The organism is Gilliamella sp. B3172, assembly GCF_026536465.1.
In the GTDB taxonomy this organism is placed as follows: Bacteria; Pseudomonadota; Gammaproteobacteria; order Enterobacterales; family Orbaceae; genus Gilliamella.
In genome coordinates, this window is the sequence record NZ_JAFNOA010000010.1 from 92,649 (window position 1) to 107,854 (window position 15,206).

16 protein-coding genes and 2 pseudogenes are annotated in these 15,206 nt (G+C 36.0%); 5 read left to right on the plus strand and 13 right to left on the minus strand.

Features of this window, described 5'->3' with window-relative positions; genetic code table 11:
* Complete coding sequence (locus J3U37_RS10955; protein WP_267374882.1) at window positions 1–1,971, plus strand: MacB family efflux pump subunit; 1,971 nt, start codon at window positions 1–3, stop codon at window positions 1,969–1,971.
* Between the two features lie 118 nt (window positions 1,972–2,089).
* On the opposite strand, the gene J3U37_RS10960 is transcribed toward J3U37_RS10955, so the two are convergent.
* Entirely contained in the window at window positions 2,090–2,818 is a 729-nt protein-coding gene (locus J3U37_RS10960) for a DsbA family protein (protein ID WP_267337988.1), read from the minus strand.
* Between the two features lie 19 nt (window positions 2,819–2,837).
* On the minus strand, window positions 2,838–3,107 hold the full coding sequence (locus tag J3U37_RS10965) for a YihD family protein (RefSeq protein ID WP_220218521.1): 270 nt from the start codon (window positions 3,105–3,107) through the stop codon (window positions 2,838–2,840).
* Between the two features lie 270 nt (window positions 3,108–3,377).
* Between J3U37_RS10965 and mobA the strand changes: the two genes are divergently transcribed.
* Window positions 3,378–3,965 (plus strand): molybdenum cofactor guanylyltransferase MobA, encoded by a 588-nt coding sequence (mobA, locus tag J3U37_RS10970; RefSeq protein WP_267336536.1) that lies wholly within the window; start codon window positions 3,378–3,380, stop codon window positions 3,963–3,965.
* 43 nt (window positions 3,966–4,008) lie between these two features.
* Here mobA and J3U37_RS10975 read toward each other — a convergent pair whose 3' ends face one another.
* Window positions 4,009–5,034 carry a threonine aldolase family protein gene (locus J3U37_RS10975; RefSeq protein ID WP_366518747.1) on the minus strand — a complete coding sequence of 342 codons (1,026 nt, stop codon included), beginning with the start codon at window positions 5,032–5,034 and terminating at the stop codon, window positions 4,009–4,011.
* An 86-nt stretch (window positions 5,035–5,120) separates the two neighbouring features.
* Here J3U37_RS10975 and mobB point away from each other — a divergent pair, with 86 nt between their 5' ends.
* Both mobB and mtgA read left to right on the plus strand, forming a co-directional pair.
* Complete coding sequence (gene mobB / locus J3U37_RS10980; protein WP_267337984.1) at window positions 5,121–5,615, plus strand: molybdopterin-guanine dinucleotide biosynthesis protein B; 495 nt, start codon at window positions 5,121–5,123, stop codon at window positions 5,613–5,615.
* A gap of 61 nt (window positions 5,616–5,676) precedes the next feature.
* The gene (gene mtgA / locus J3U37_RS10985) at window positions 5,677–6,360 is read left to right on the plus strand and encodes a monofunctional biosynthetic peptidoglycan transglycosylase (RefSeq protein WP_370634037.1); all 684 of its coding nucleotides are present in this window, start codon (window positions 5,677–5,679) and stop codon (window positions 6,358–6,360) included.
* Here the strand turns inward: mtgA and cobB are convergent.
* From cobB to J3U37_RS11000, 3 genes and pseudogenes are all read right to left on the minus strand, one after another.
* Window positions 6,357–7,055 carry a Sir2 family NAD+-dependent deacetylase gene (gene cobB, locus J3U37_RS10990; RefSeq protein ID WP_267374884.1) on the minus strand — a complete coding sequence of 233 codons (699 nt, stop codon included), beginning with the start codon at window positions 7,053–7,055 and terminating at the stop codon, window positions 6,357–6,359. The two genes, mtgA and cobB, sit on opposite strands and share 4 nt — an antisense overlap.
* A 45-nt stretch (window positions 7,056–7,100) precedes the next feature.
* Window positions 7,101–7,916: a hypothetical protein gene (locus J3U37_RS10995; protein WP_220218515.1), complete on the minus strand. Its 816-nt coding sequence runs from the start codon at window positions 7,914–7,916 to the stop codon at window positions 7,101–7,103.
* Window positions 7,900–8,740 (minus strand): annotated as a pseudogene (locus J3U37_RS11000) (VanW family protein). Before J3U37_RS11000 ends, J3U37_RS10995 begins: the two are co-directional and overlap by 17 nt.
* A 204-nt stretch (window positions 8,741–8,944) precedes the next feature.
* Here J3U37_RS11000 and J3U37_RS11005 point away from each other — a divergent pair.
* A complete protein-coding gene (locus tag J3U37_RS11005) occupies window positions 8,945–9,634 on the plus strand; it encodes an aspartate/glutamate racemase family protein (protein WP_267374889.1) in 690 nt (229 codons plus the stop codon).
* A gap of 4 nt (window positions 9,635–9,638) precedes the next feature.
* On the opposite strand, the gene J3U37_RS11010 is transcribed toward J3U37_RS11005, so the two are convergent.
* From J3U37_RS11010 to J3U37_RS11040, 7 genes and pseudogenes are all read right to left on the minus strand, one after another.
* Window positions 9,639–9,848 carry a helix-turn-helix domain-containing protein gene (locus J3U37_RS11010; protein WP_065733542.1) on the minus strand — a complete coding sequence of 70 codons (210 nt, stop codon included), beginning with the start codon at window positions 9,846–9,848 and terminating at the stop codon, window positions 9,639–9,641.
* Window positions 9,849–9,923: 75 nt separating this feature from the next.
* Window positions 9,924–10,502 (minus strand): hypothetical protein, encoded by a 579-nt coding sequence (locus J3U37_RS11015; RefSeq protein ID WP_267374892.1) that lies wholly within the window; start codon window positions 10,500–10,502, stop codon window positions 9,924–9,926.
* Between the two features lie 179 nt (window positions 10,503–10,681).
* Complete coding sequence (gene rpoH, locus J3U37_RS11020; RefSeq protein ID WP_220218510.1) at window positions 10,682–11,542, minus strand: RNA polymerase sigma factor RpoH; 861 nt, start codon at window positions 11,540–11,542, stop codon at window positions 10,682–10,684.
* Between the two features lie 156 nt (window positions 11,543–11,698).
* Entirely contained in the window at window positions 11,699–12,673 is a 975-nt protein-coding gene (gene ftsX, locus J3U37_RS11025; RefSeq protein ID WP_370634029.1) for a permease-like cell division protein FtsX, read from the minus strand.
* Window positions 12,670–13,329 carry a cell division ATP-binding protein FtsE gene (ftsE, locus tag J3U37_RS11030; RefSeq protein WP_220218508.1) on the minus strand — a complete coding sequence of 220 codons (660 nt, stop codon included), beginning with the start codon at window positions 13,327–13,329 and terminating at the stop codon, window positions 12,670–12,672. Before ftsE ends, ftsX begins: the two co-directional genes overlap by 4 nt.
* 9 nt (window positions 13,330–13,338) lie before the next feature.
* Window positions 13,339–14,262 (minus strand): annotated as a pseudogene (gene ftsY, locus J3U37_RS11035) (signal recognition particle-docking protein FtsY); the annotation flags it as partial.
* Window positions 14,263–14,437: 175 nt separating this feature from the next.
* Window positions 14,438–14,995 (minus strand): pseudouridine synthase, encoded by a 558-nt coding sequence (locus tag J3U37_RS11040; RefSeq protein WP_267374898.1) that lies wholly within the window; start codon window positions 14,993–14,995, stop codon window positions 14,438–14,440.
* Window positions 14,996–15,206: the final 211 nt, after the last annotated feature.

Sequence of the window (15,206 nt, forward strand, 5' to 3'; positions counted from 1 at the left end):
ATGACTAATTATCCTAATCCGCTTATTAAACTGGAGAAGATCACTCGGCAATTCCCGGCTGGCGATTCAACAATTGAGGTGTTAAAAGGGATTGATTTAACCATTAATGCCGGTGAAATGGTGGCGATTATTGGTGCGTCAGGCTCCGGTAAATCAACATTAATGAATATTCTGGGTTGTTTAGATAAGCCAACCAGTGGTACCTATACCATTGGCAATCGCACCACCAGCAAGCTATCACCCGACGAATTAGCCGAATTACGACGGGAACATTTCGGCTTTATTTTTCAGCGATATCATCTATTAAACGCCTTAACCGCACAAGGCAATGTTGAAATTCCGGCAATCTACGCCGGTATGACAGCAGATCAGCGCCAAATTCGTGCTAAAGATATTTTGACTCGTTTAGGTCTGGCGGAAAAAATCAATAACAAACCTAACCAATTATCCGGCGGTCAGCAACAACGTGTCAGTATTGGCCGGGCTTTAATTAATGGCGGGCAAATTATTCTGGCCGATGAGCCAACCGGTGCATTAGACCGTAAAAGTGGCACGGAAGTAATGGCTATTTTACGTGAACTTCATCAACAAGGTCATACGGTAATTATTGTCACCCATGATAACAATATTGCTCAAAGCGCCGAACGTATTATTGAAATTAGTGACGGCAATATTATTTCCGATGCGATTAATCCTAATTATCAAACCGAACAAGGAAGTCATCGTCAGGTAAAACAGATCGAAATTACCAAAACGCAAGACAATCTACGTGCCAAATACTATCGTTTTCGTGATGCATTTAAAATGGCGTTACTTTCTATGGCATCACAACGCTTACGAACTTTTCTCACCATGCTCGGCATTATCATTGGTATTGCTTCAGTTGTTTCTATGGTGGCATTAGGGCAAGGTACCAAACAAAAGATTTTAGCCAATATCAACTCGTTAGGCACCAGCACGTTAGAAATTTATGCCGGAAGTGGATTTGGTGATCGTAATGCTGACAAAATTACCACGCTCAGATCTGCCGATGCTGACTTTTTGGCAAAACAAAGTTTTGTGCATAGCACCACACCGAATTTAGCAACAAGTGCCTATTTTCGTATCAATAATTTGGCCGTGACCGGAACGGTAAATGGTGTTGGAGAGCAGTTTTTTGCGGTGCGAGGCTACACTATCAGCAAAGGGATTGCTTTCGATAAGCAGAGCGTGGATACCTCTGCGCAAGATGCCGTGATTGATGAAAATACCGTTAAACGACTATTTACCAATCAAGACCCGATTGGCAAAATTTTAATTGTCGGACAATTGCCGGTTAGGATCATCGGGGTTGCTACCAAACAGCAACAAGGTTTTGGCAATAACGAAAGTTTAAATATTTGGCTCCCTTATACCACCGTTATTAATCGTATGGTCGGTCAAACGTCTTTAAAGAGTATTACCGTTCGTGTAAATGATAATGTTGATTTATCAATTGCCGAAAAAGCTATCGAAAACATTATGTTACAACGGCATGGTAGTAAAGATTTCTTTATTTTCAATTCAGATAGCATACGGGAAACCGTCAATTCGTCAGCCTGGGTGTTAACACTTTTAATTTCAACCATTGCTTTAATTTCGTTAGTGGTTGGTGGAATTGGTGTGATGAATATTATGTTGGTGTCTGTAACAGAAAGAACCCGTGAAATTGGGGTAAGAATGGCTGTCGGTGCTCGCTCAAGTGATATTTTGCAACAATTTTTAATTGAGGCAGTATTAGTTTGCCTAATTGGTGGCGCTTTAGGGATCTTATTGTCGTTTGTAATTGGTTTTATTTTTAACTATTTCGTGACTTCATTTGCAATGAGTTTTTCTATTGCTTCTATTATTGCTGCATTTAGCTGTTCAAGCGTCATTGGCGTTATTTTTGGCTATTTCCCGGCTAAACGAGCGGCAAAACTTGATCCTATTTACGCTTTAGAACGTGAATAGTTCGCCTAGAAAAATCCCTTTACTTAATGTTAGCACTAAGTAAAGGGATATAAATGATGTTAAGCTATTTATCGCTAAAAAAGATAACCTTGATCAGTGATTTAACTCAGCAAGGCAATTATTCTATCGGCTTTTCTTCTTCATTTTTTACATTATGCGGATCTAACGTCGTTAAAAAAGCCGTTACTTTAGCATAGTCGTTAATAAATGCTTCGTTACTGTCTTTATTCAATCCACTAGAGTTGACAAAGAATTTTCGATTTACCACAACCAGCGGTATCGAACCCGGTTGTAATTCATTAATAGCGTCAGCTTGTTGGGATAAAAAAGTTTTAACTAAAAAACTATCTTTGGTTTTATCATAAGTTTGAGCATCAACACCTAAATCAGCAAATACGGTCTTGATATCTTCCGCTGTTTTGATTTTCTTATCTGTTTGCATCGCTTTATAAAAAACGTCTTCAACTTTATCTTCAATGCCAAGTACATTGGCAACCGCCCATGCTTCAGATAACTCTTTCGCTAGTGGACCAAAATTATTTAAATGGTAACGTTTAAAATTAACATCTTTTGGCAACGTTTTTGCGATTAATTGAGCACCATGGTAGTCATTTTCAAATACCCGACAACTAGGGCAGTTAAACGAAAAGAACTCAACGACTTCTTTATCCGGTGACGGACTAGTCGGTAAAACGCCATATTGAATACCTTTAGTAATTGACTCTTCAGCCGGTGTCGATACCGATGTTGCTTGTTGGCTTTCAGAATTAGTATCGGCGGGTACTGACTCAGCAAAGCAACTCATACTGTAAGCTAGTACTCCAATGGCAATAAGCGTTTTTTTCATGGTGTTAATTCTCCTTTAATTATTCTTTAATTAATCCGCGCGCTTTTAGTAGTGCGGTTTTAAAATCATCTTCATAATCTTTTTTTAACCCGGGAATGGCTTCATTTTTATCAGCGTCTCGCATTTTAAGATGATAAATTAAGACTTCATCACTCAGATCCTTTAATTCACCTTCAAAACCAGCTTCTTGACCAAGTTTAGCCAAAAATTGTAATAAATTGAGATCAGAATCTTTTTCCCACGCTGCTTGTAATAACTCCATTACTTCATCGATACGATGACATTTCATAATTGATACCTTTTTAAGTCTTCAATCAAATTGAAGATGATGATGTGAATTTTATTTAAAATATCCATATTTCATCAGGTTTATTGTCATTATTTAATTGATTTGCAACTACAGCTTAAAAACAGCTTAGTATATACTCAATAATAATTATTCGCCCATAAAACCTGTCATTATTGAATTATTTATTTTATTTTGTATTTTACGACTAGATTAACATTGCTATATAGTAATGTTATTTTGATTTTTCGCAATGTTAAAGAGAAATAATTTATGGAAAATCTGCCTATTACAGCAATAATCTTAGCAGGTGGTCAAAGCTTGCGGATGCATGGCGAAGATAAAGGTTTAATGATGTTGAACAATAAACCGCTTTTTCAACATGTTATTGACCATATCAAACCGCAAGTGAGTAATATTATGATCAACTGTAATCGTCATTGCGATCAATACCAAAAAGCAGGCTACCCGACTTTTAGCGATGATCATAAGGGCTATTTGGGTCCACTTTCGGGCATATATAGCGGCTTATTGCGTAGCACTACACCGTGGAACTTATTTGTTAGTTGTGATACCCCTTTTTTACCCAATGATTTAATCGCACGTTTAGCCATTTATACCCCAACTCATCATGCGATTTATCCGTTTGATGGCCAACATAGCCACCCCACTATCTTATTAATACATCGTAGTATTACGCCACAACTGAAAACTTATTTAGCGCAAGGCGAGCGAAAATTGATGTTATTTTTAAGTAGCATCAAAGCGCAAGCTGTCGATTTTAGTGATAAGCCAACCAGTTTTATCAACGTTAATACCCCTGAAATGCTTGAAAGCCTTAACCAAAAAAGCAGTAGCTAGTCACAATACGCAATAATTTAATCTTTTATCACACACTTTGCCGTTACAGCCATTTTTTAATCTGTTTAGCAAACGCTTCGATCTCGTTGTCTTGCGTTGCCCATGATGTACAAAAACGTAAGCCGATATGATCGCTATCTGTCTGGCCTAAATTATCGACCGCATAATGGTTAACAATTTTTTTGGCTATTGCGTTAGGAAAATTGACAAAAAGTTGATTGGTTTGTGGTTTTGCCATAAAGGTGAATCCGGCCTCTTCAAATAGATTGACTAATTTTTCAGCCATTTGGTTACCATGTTTGCCAAGCTCAAGATAGAGATTATCAGTCATTAATGTATCGAGTTGTACGGCAACAACCCAACTTTTAGCTAAAATTGCACCTTTTTGTTTCATGCTAAAACGGAAATCTTGATTAATGGTTAAATTATTAAATACCACCGCTTCACCAGCAAAAGCACCGACTTTGGTACCACCGATATAAAATACGTCAGTGTATTTAGCTAAATCGGGAAAAGTGATATCGTTTTCTTTAGCCGCTAATGCCATGGCTAATCGTGCGCCGTCTAAATAGAGATATAGATGATTTTTTTGACAAAATTGATAAAGCTCTTTGAGCTCTTGCTTAGTGTATATTGTACCTAACTCTGTTGAATTAGAGATATAGACTAACTTTGGTTGCACCATATGTTCATCACTGTGCTGCGCTAATATCGGTTTAATGAGTTCTGGGGTCAATTTGCCATTCGAACTTTTGACCGTTAATACTTTGTGTCCGGTCGCCTCAATGGCGCCTGTTTCGTGAACATTAATATGGCCGGTTTGAGTTGCAATTACCGCTTGATAAGGCCGTAATAGATGAGAGATAACCGTTAAATTGGTCAGCGTCCCACCCGGCATAAAATGAATATCAGCATTAGGTGATTTGAGTTTTTTTTGAATGGTCTCTCTCGCTTGATAACTACAAGCATCTAAACCATAACCGCTTAATTTTTGGTTGGTAATATCAAGAAAACGTTGCAGTAAACGTGGGTGCACAGTTTGGTTATAATCATTCAAAAAATCATACATATCATTACCTTTTTTATTCATCCAACATCATAAAATGATGTAATATTAATCTTACTTTTAATATAACATGCTTGAACAAAGAGTCTATGAACAATCGAAAAATAGTGGCGATCGCAGGCTACAGCGGTAGTGGTAAAACCACGTTATTAAAAAAGATTATCGCGTTATTAGTTAAACAAGGGATAAAAGTTGGTAGCTTAAAACATGCCCACCACGATATCGAAGTGGATATTGCCGGTAAAGATAGTTATGAGTTACGAAAAGCAGGCGCTTTGCAAACGATTGTTGCTTGCGATAATCGATACGCTTTTATTGAAGAAACCCCTAATGAGCCAGCCAGCTTATCCAATCTCATTGAGCGTTTTGATAACGTTGATGTGATTTTGGTTGAAGGGTTTAAAGATGAAAAAATCCCGAAGATTGTCTGTCATAGGCAAGCAAACAATAAACCTTTTTATATCGATGAATTTACTATCGCTGTTGCCAGTGATCAGCCTGTAAAAATGGCTTTGCCACTATTAGATATCAATCAGCCCGAGCAAATTGTCCAATTTTTAAAAAAATATTTATTTAATTCTTAATATATCGTATCTTATTTACCTAATTTTTACTCAGTTCCTATTAAAGATTTGCATGAATCGAATACTAAAAAAACTATTACGCATCACGATAAAAGTCACCCTTGGATTTATGCTGTTATCTTTCTTTCTGGTATTAGTCATGCGTTGGGTCGATCCATTTGGCTCAATGATTATGGTCGAAAGAAAATTAGCTAATTGGAATGTTCAGCAAGAACATGAATGGAAAGATTGGGATGAAATTTCCGATAATATAAAAATTGCGGTTATTGCCGCCGAGGATCAAAAATTTTCTTCTCATTGGGGATTTGATTTTAGTGCCATAGTTCATGCAGTTAAACATAATTTAAAGAATAATAAAAAGCGTGGCGGTAGTACCATTACCCAGCAAGTGGCTAAGAATGTATTTTTGTGGTCTGCACGTAGCTTCGTGCGTAAAGGCGTTGAGTCTTGGATTACGCTTTGTATTGAGCTAAGTTGGTCAAAAAAACGCACCCTTGAAATCTATTTAAATAGTATCGAATGGGGAGAAGGTATTTTTGGTATTGAGGCAGCCTCCCGCCACTACTTTGGTGTCAGTGCAAAGCAATTAACCAAAGAGCAAGCTAGTTTACTGGCTGCAATTTTACCTAATCCTAGAAAATGGAGTCCAGTTAAGCCTAATATCCTTACACAAAAAAAAGCAAAATGGATCCTAGGCCAAATGGAAAATTTAGATACGAAAACATATTTGAAGAAACTTAATTAATTATCGATTGCGCTTAATGTTTCTACAAATTCAGGCACAATTTTACTTGCTGGGCCGTAAATTTTGGTTTGAAATAAACTTTCACCCAAACTCGGCTCTAAATTGAGCTCAACAGTTTTTGCCCCCGATTGATTAGCAACCTCTACAAAACCCGCTGCCGGGTAGACATTGCCCGATGTACCAATCGAAATAAAATAGTCAGCTTGTGAAAGCGCATGATAAATTTTATTCATCTCTAATGGGATTTCACCAAACCATACTATGTGTGGACGAATAAGCTTATTTTTTACATAATCCACATCCTGATGACAATCAATGATTTGTCCGGTTTGTTCATTGCGAACTTTCAATAATTCACCATGCATGTGGATAATATTTTTAGAACCCGCCCGCTCATGAAGGTTATCAACATTTTGTGTCACAACTAACACATTTTCACTGCCAAGCTTATATTCCAGCTCAGCTAAAGCCAAATGCGCTAAGTTTGGTTTTACCTCAGGGCTTTGTAATTTTTTTCTTAGCATATTATAGAAGCTGTGAACCGCAATGGGATCGCGACTATAACCCTCGTAGGTTGCAACATCGTTAACATCATACCCTTCCCACAATCCATTTTGTGCTCGGAATGTCGATAACCCGGATTCAGCAGAAATACCCGCACCGGTTAAAATCACAATTTTAGGTGTTTTCATCATACCTTAAATCTTTATCATTCTAATCATACAGGTTTAATTAATTTACTATTGTTTATATTCGGTTGTAAACATGCTCATAGCCGGTTTTTTTAACTTTTGATACTTACTGTAAGCGCTAGCCACTTTTGATCTGACGTTTGCTTTGCTTTCACCATTTAACCAACTATTAATCATGGCGTGCACGCTATATGCTTCCGGGGCCATATACTGCATGGTTAAAATCAATGGCGAAATACCAGTACCTAATAACGGTTTAGAAAAATATTTTTGACTTTTACAAGCAAAAACGGCCGCATAGCGTGTTTTTTGCTTTTCTTGCTCTTGTTTTGAGTTTGCCGCCCAACTCGTTTCATAACCAAAGAATTTACGCCAAGACCATTCCATTAACCCATTGTGACCGATGTAAACAACTAAATCAGCTTTACCACCCGCGATTATTTCTTTGTTATTTATGGTAAATGTTGATTGTTTTTTGCCTGCCGAGTAATTAATAAAATCATCAATCGTATTATCAATATATTTACCGTCATAGGCTTGCGCAACGATATAAACATCTTTGCTTTGATGCTTATAGATAATCTCTTCTAATATATAACCCTTTTCAGGTTTATTGACTTGTACTACTTGCCACTCTTTTTGTTTACTAAAAAAGGTTTTAAAGCCATAGGCGGCGCCCCAATAAAGATTATTTTTTGGATCTTGACCATTACCGATTGCAGCCGGAACTGGTGCAATGCCTTGATACTTATTATCACATAATGCAACAACGACATGAATCACTTTGGGATCTGCAAAACATGAAAAAGATAAAACTAAACACATTATTGGCATTAATAATAGATATTTACTCGTTTTCTTCATTTGTTATCAATTCTCCATTCACTTTGTATTTCACAATTATTTTATTTTTATACATCATTTTAGAACAAATACATGCAGGGGCGCGACCGATATTGTTTTTGGTCATGGTGTCTCTCCAGATTATCATTTTTTCTATAGATAACACCTTGCCTTTTAATAAAGGCATGCTGCTTTTCATAAACACGATAGCTGTATTGTCTTTCTTCATCACATAATAGTTCTCCCTCTAGTTGGTGATCGCCAACATGAAGCATAATTTGAAATGTTTTATCGGTAGGATTATGAATAATAAGATCAATATAATTATAAAAAATAGCGGCACCTGAACCAAAAGGTAACACCCGACCATCATCAGGAAAAGGATCAAAGCTATGATTTGCTCGTTCGACTATTTGGAGCTCTGAATGGAGAGCTAACCAATGAATCAGATTACTAACCTGACATATACCACCGCCAATACCTGAACGAGCTACGCCAAATGTAAGTTCCATTCCATTGACAAATCCTCGCTTCTTAGTTGGTTTTCCAACTAATCGGCAAAATGAAAAATATTCACCAGGTTTAATTAAGATTCCATTTAACGAATCAACTGCAATTTTTAGGTTTTTGACTTTATTGTATTGAAGCTGAATATCGCTGTTACCCAATCGACGTATTAATTTAGAGGTATGTTTTTTATAGCGAAAAGGTAAACGTAAATCATGACTACGTTTTAAGCTATATTGACGTGAAGAACAATACCAGGAAAATAGACGAAACAAGCGACGCTGATTTACTCTTAACCAATAAAGTAAGGGATGATAACTGGATAACAGCTTTCGCATTATTGCTTTTTCCTTATATTCTACTAATATCGATTATAGCATCAAAAGATTTATATACTATGTTATATAAGTTTTTTAAGTTTAAAAGATTGTTACAAGACGCTTTGGTTTATTTACCAAAATACCTTAACATTAAACAAATTTAATCTCTTCGACATATTTTTAATCACACAGTTCGCTTAATACGTTTAGGAAATGGATAAAATGAAAACAATAGGTTTAATCGGCGGGATGAGCTGGGAAAGCACAGTGACTTATTATCAAGTGATCAATCAAATGGTAGGAAAATCATTAGGAGGATTACATTCAGCCAAGACGCTTTTATATAGTGTCGACTTTCAAGAAATTGAACATTGTCAGTCCAATGGTGAGTGGGATAAAAGTGCGCTTATTTTAATTGATGCCGCCAAAAGACTAGCATTAGCTGGGGCAGATTTTATCGTGATTTGTACCAATACGATGCATAAAGTCGCAGATCAGATTCAAGCTGCCATTGATATTCCCATTCTCCATATTGCTGATGTTACGGCACAGCACTTAATCAAAGGCAATATTCAAACGGTTGCTTTGCTAGGAACAAAATATACGATGGAACAAGACTTTTATAAATCAAAACTGACTAATAAAGGTTTAAAAGTACTGATTCCCGATGAGCAAGATAGAATAATCATCAATCAAATTATTTATGATGAGCTTTGCCATGGCATCATTAAGCCAAGCGCTAAACAAGCTTATCTTGATATTATTGATAAACTTGTAAAGCAAGGCGCACAAGGCGTTATACTGGGTTGTACTGAAATTGGCTTGTTAATCCAACAGACAAATTGCCTGACGCCATTGTTTGATACCGCTTTATTGCATGCAGAAGAAGCCGCCTTACTTGCAATAAGTTAATCATTTACTCTTTATCAGTATATTCCAGTATATCGCCCGGTTGGCAATCTAAGTGTTTACAGATTGCCTCGAGGGTTGCCAGTCTGAATCCTTTTACTTTACCTTGCTTTAGTAATGATAAATTTTGTTCAGTAATACCGATTGCGGCTGCTAAGTCTTTGGATTTAACTTTGCGTTTAGCCAGCATTACATCTAAATTTATAATAATTGCCACATTAAGATCCTATTAAATCGGTTTCTAGGTTAACGTCATTGTATCGTACTCAACGTTATTATTTATATGCTATATTTAGATAAACTGTCTATTTTCCTCAGCGATCTGACTGGCTTTTTTTAAGATCTGACCAACTAGCATAATACTGATTGCTAATAGCAGTGTCATAAAATCTTCGCTCGTGAACGATATTGAAAAATAACGCTCAGGCTGATTGTAACTTAATATTGCCGTTATTACCGGTTCTGAAAGTACCCCCATTACCGCCCAAATCACCAAAAATTTACCAAAGTTATAACAGTAGTTTGTTGATTTAACGGAAAAATAGTCCGCTTGCGCAAAATTAACCAGCATTAATCGTAGTTGATTAAAAGCATAAATTAAAATAATAATTCTGCCGGTATCAATAAGTGTTGCTAAGGCAGCTTGCCAGAAGGTTAAGCTTAGTACATCGAAGCTATCATCGATTGCTGTAAAAATGAAAAATGAATATCCATTGGATTCCAACCCGATATTATTCGTACCAAAAAAGTAAAACAGCATTGGCGACACCGTACCAATAAGCATGCATACAATAGGGAGCAGGATTAAAATTGCCATATATTGACAGTATTGGTTTAATCGTGATTGTTTTTTGGTTATAGCTGTATCCATTTTTATTTCCTTATTATTTAACTTAGGAAATACAGTATAAAACAAGCACAATAAAAAACAATAAAATATTAAAGTAAAACGATAATAACTTATCTTAATGCATTCATTGTGGATTTAGGGCATAAAAAAACCTTACTGTTTTATCAGTAAGGTTTAAAAAGTTAATAATCACAATTTAATTATGCTTCAATGGCTACACGTAGTTTTTTCATTGCATTTTTTTCTAGTTGACGTATACGTTCAGCCGAAACACTATATTTATCAGCCAAAACTTGCAATGTTGATTTGCTATCATCAGAATCTAACCAACGTGCTTTGATGATATCTTGGCTACGTTCATCCAATTGTGATAATGCATCATGTAATTTATCCGTTGCGTCATTTTCCCAATTATCATTTTCAATTGATTTAGAAAAATCAGAATTAACATCTTCTAAATAAAGCGCCGGAGCAACAATTGAATTATCATCGTCATCACTATCAATATCAAATGACATATCTTGCGCTGACATGCGAGATTCCATTTCAAGTACGTCTTTACGACTCACACCTAATTCATCAGCAACCATATCAACTTCAGCATTATTAAACCAACCTAAACGTTGTTTGTTTTTTCTTAGGTTGAAGAATAATTTTCGTTGTGCTTTAGTTGTTGCTACTTTAACAATACGCCAATTTTTTAATACGTATTCATGAATTTCAGCTTTTATCCAGTGTACCGCAAATGAAACTAAGCGAACGCCCATTTCAGGATTGAAACGACGAACTGCTTTCATTAATCCAATATTACCTTCTTGTATTAAATCTGCTTGCGGTAATCCATAACCGGAATAACCACGGGCTATATGCGCAACAAAACGTAAGTGTGACAAAATTAATTGTCTTGCTGCGTCCACATCGTCATGATAATAGAGTCTTTCACCTAATGATTTTTCTTCTTCTGCGGTTAGCATCGGATAGGTGTTAATCATGCGAAGATATGATTCAATATTTCCTTGTGGGATTAAAGCACCTACTTGCATTTTTAAATCAGTACTCATTTAATTCCCCCTTTTAATTAAGCTATTTTGTTGCCTTTTTAAATAACAACAATTTAAAATCTTACTGTTTAATTAGACCATCAAAACGTGATTTAGTTCACATTTTTTATAATATATTTATATCTTGATAGCACTAATAATATTTATTTAATTTAATTAAGCAATATGCATCACTTTTAAATATTTTTTAGTCGCAATTAAAGCTGATAGCCAACCAATTATCATCGAAAATAAAACAATCAATATACTTTCATCCCATGAAAGTCCATTTATTGTCACTATTGTTCCAAATACATCTGCAACATGCAATATGATTGAATCTATTTGAAGTATAAATATTTTCGATAAAATTAAAGCTAAAATAGCACTTATTAGACCAATAAAGATGCCACTATATAAAAATGGTCTTAAAATAAATCCTTCTGTTGCGCCAATTAATTGCATAACAACAATAGTTTGCCTACGGGCAAAAATATTTAATCGAATGCTATTGCCGATAACTAAAGAAACGGCAATAACCATTAAGATTGCTACTGTCCATACTATGGATTTTACCATATCTGTCAATGCGATAAGTCTGGTAAACCAACTATCATCGAGTTGTACATCATCAACACCTTCAATTTTCGATATTTCCGCCTGTAATTGATGAAGTTTAGTTGTTTGTTTAGCTTCTTTTTGCGGCAGTAAAATGGCTACTGCCGGTAATGGGTTCTCATCTAATAAATCTAAAGCACTGTCAAATCCAGACCATTTTTTAAACTCTTCACGTGCCTGCTCCGCTGACAGATAGTTGACACTTTCAAACTCGGTATAAGTTTTGAGTTTATCGAGTAAATCAGTCGTTTTTTCCGGTGTTAATGATTTATTGATATAGACAGTTAAATTAGGCGTTGGGTTCCATTGCTGTGCCGCTTGATTTGCATTTTTCCACAATATATATCCAATTGTCGGTAATGCAATTGAAATTGCGATCACAAAAATAGTGAGCAACGAGGCAAAAATATGTTGTCTGAAATCATTAAATACATTTTTCCAGGCATAGGCAATTTGCCTTTTCCAACGTGCGAAAAAGCTATTTTCATTTTTTGCTTTTGGTTTAGCAGGTTTGACTTTTGCATTAATCATCAACTTTTAACCTCTAAACGTCCTTGATTCAAATTTAATATGCGATGATGTTTACGGCGAATAAGTGACATATTATGTGTTGCCATTAGCACTGTGACGCCAGCTTGATTAAATTCTTCAAACAATGTCAAAATATCTTTTGATAATTTATCATCCAAATTACCAGTCGGTTCATCGGCAAGTAAGACATTTGGGCGATTGACAATCGCACGAGCAATCCCGACCCGTTGTTGTTCTCCGCCGGATAGTTGTATAGGATAAAATTTCATTTTATCTAACAATCCGACTTTATCGAGAGCGGCGGAAACTCGTCTTTTGATCTCCTCAGCTGGTTTACCAAGAATAATTAATGGAATAGCCACATTATCGTAAACAGTATGATCCATCAGCAATTGGTGATCTTGAAAGATCATGCCAATTGTTCGGCGTAAAAATGGTACATCTTGTTTTTTTAAACTAGAGACATCAATACCATTAAGGAGCACTTTACCGTCATTTGCTTTTTCTAAACCGCAAATTAATCGCATTAAAGTGCTTTTACCGGCGCCAGAATGTCCGGTTAAAAATGCCATTTCACCAGAATATAAAGTAAAATTTATATTTTGTAGTGCGGGTTTTCCACCGGAATAAACTTTACTTACTCGCTGAAATTGGATCATGGTTTCTCTCTATTCATCTGTTTCATCAAACAGTGCATTGATAAAATCGTCAGCGACAAAAGGTCGTAAATCTTCGATCTTCTCACCAACGCCTATATAACGGATAGGGATATTAAATTGATCGGCAATACTAAAAATAATCCCACCTTTAGCGGTACCGTCTAATTTGGTTAATGTCATACCGGTCACACCAACTGCTTCATTAAATAGTTTGGTTTGGCTAATGGCATTTTGCCCGGTACCGGCATCTATCGTTAACATGATTTCATGCGGGGCAGTTTCGTCTTGTTTTTTCATCACTCGAACGATCTTTTTGAGTTCATCCATTAAATGAGATTTATTTTGTAAACGTCCTGCTGTGTCAGCAATAAGTACATCAATGTTTTTGGCTTTAGCTGCTTGCATAGCATCAAAAATAACTGAAGCCGAATCCGCATTGATATGTTGGGCGATAACCGGGATATTATTGCGCTCTCCCCACACTTGTAGCTGTTCAACGGCAGCAGCACGGAATGTATCGCCGGCAGCTAGCATAACGGACTTACCTTGTTGCTGAAATTGACGAGCTAATTTGCCTATGGTGGTTGTTTTTCCTACACCATTTACGCCAACCATTAATATAACAAAAGGCTTGTGGCTTTCTATTTCAAGAGGTTTATCTACACCACTTAAAATAGATTTCATTTCTTGCTTTAAAAGCTCATGTAGTGCATCAGCGTCTTTTAGTTCTTTGCGTGAAGCTTGTTGAGTTAATGAACTGATTAATTTTTGTGTTGTATCAAAGCCTACATCGGCAATAATAAGCTGCTCTTCAAGCTCTTCAAATAACGCATCGTCGATCTTTTTTCCTTTAAATAAATTAAGAAAACCCGATCCAATATTTTGTTTAGTTTTAAAAAGACCTTTTTTTAAGCGTAAAAAAAAGCCTTCTTTTTTTTGTTCTGCCATAAATAAATTATCCTATGATCATATTAACGATCATTTTATCTTATTTTAGAATAAAGCCCAATGTATTCAATCAGAGAAAATAACATTATTGATCAATTTGATCCTTTAAAATTTAAAGGAAAGAATAGAATATCAACCAATATTAGACGATTAATTGTAATTAAAGATCATTGAGACTAATTGAACGCCACTCACCTTGTGACAATTGATGAGTAAAGAGATTATATTTGCCAATTTGTACACGCACGAGCCTTAAACAAGGGAAACCGACAGCGGCACACATTCGGCGAACTTGTCGATTTTTACCTTCGGTTATTGTGATACTTACCCATGAGGTCGGTATCGTTTTGCGTTCTCTAATCGGGGGCACCCTTGGCCATAATTGTGTCGGCTCAGCCAGCGCGGAAACAATTGCTGGTGCGGTATGAAACTCTTTTAATTGAACACCCCACTTTAATGCTTCAATCGCACTTTGGTTAATCTCACCTTCTACTTGTACCCAATATGTTTTGGGTAATTTGAATTTCGGGGAACTTATTTTAGCTTGTAATTTACCGTCATTGGTGAGTAATAGTAATCCTTCACTGTCAGTATCAAGCCGACCAGCAGGGTAAAATTGTGGTAATGGTATAAAATTTTTTAATGTTTGATATTTTTCATGAAACGAAAACTGTGTAATGACATTAAATGGTTTATTAAAGGCGATTAGTGAATTCATCTCGTTCCTACAACACTTGATGTTTAATATTACATTTTATGATATAGAAAATCACAAACAAATAAATGATTATGCCAAATTATTTACACAAAATCTAAACGGCAAATAGCAAAAAAGCCCAGCATCTCTGCTGGGCTTTCGCTCTAATTTAAAAGTCTGGCGGCACCCTACTCTCACATGGGTAATACCCACACTACCATCGGCACTACGG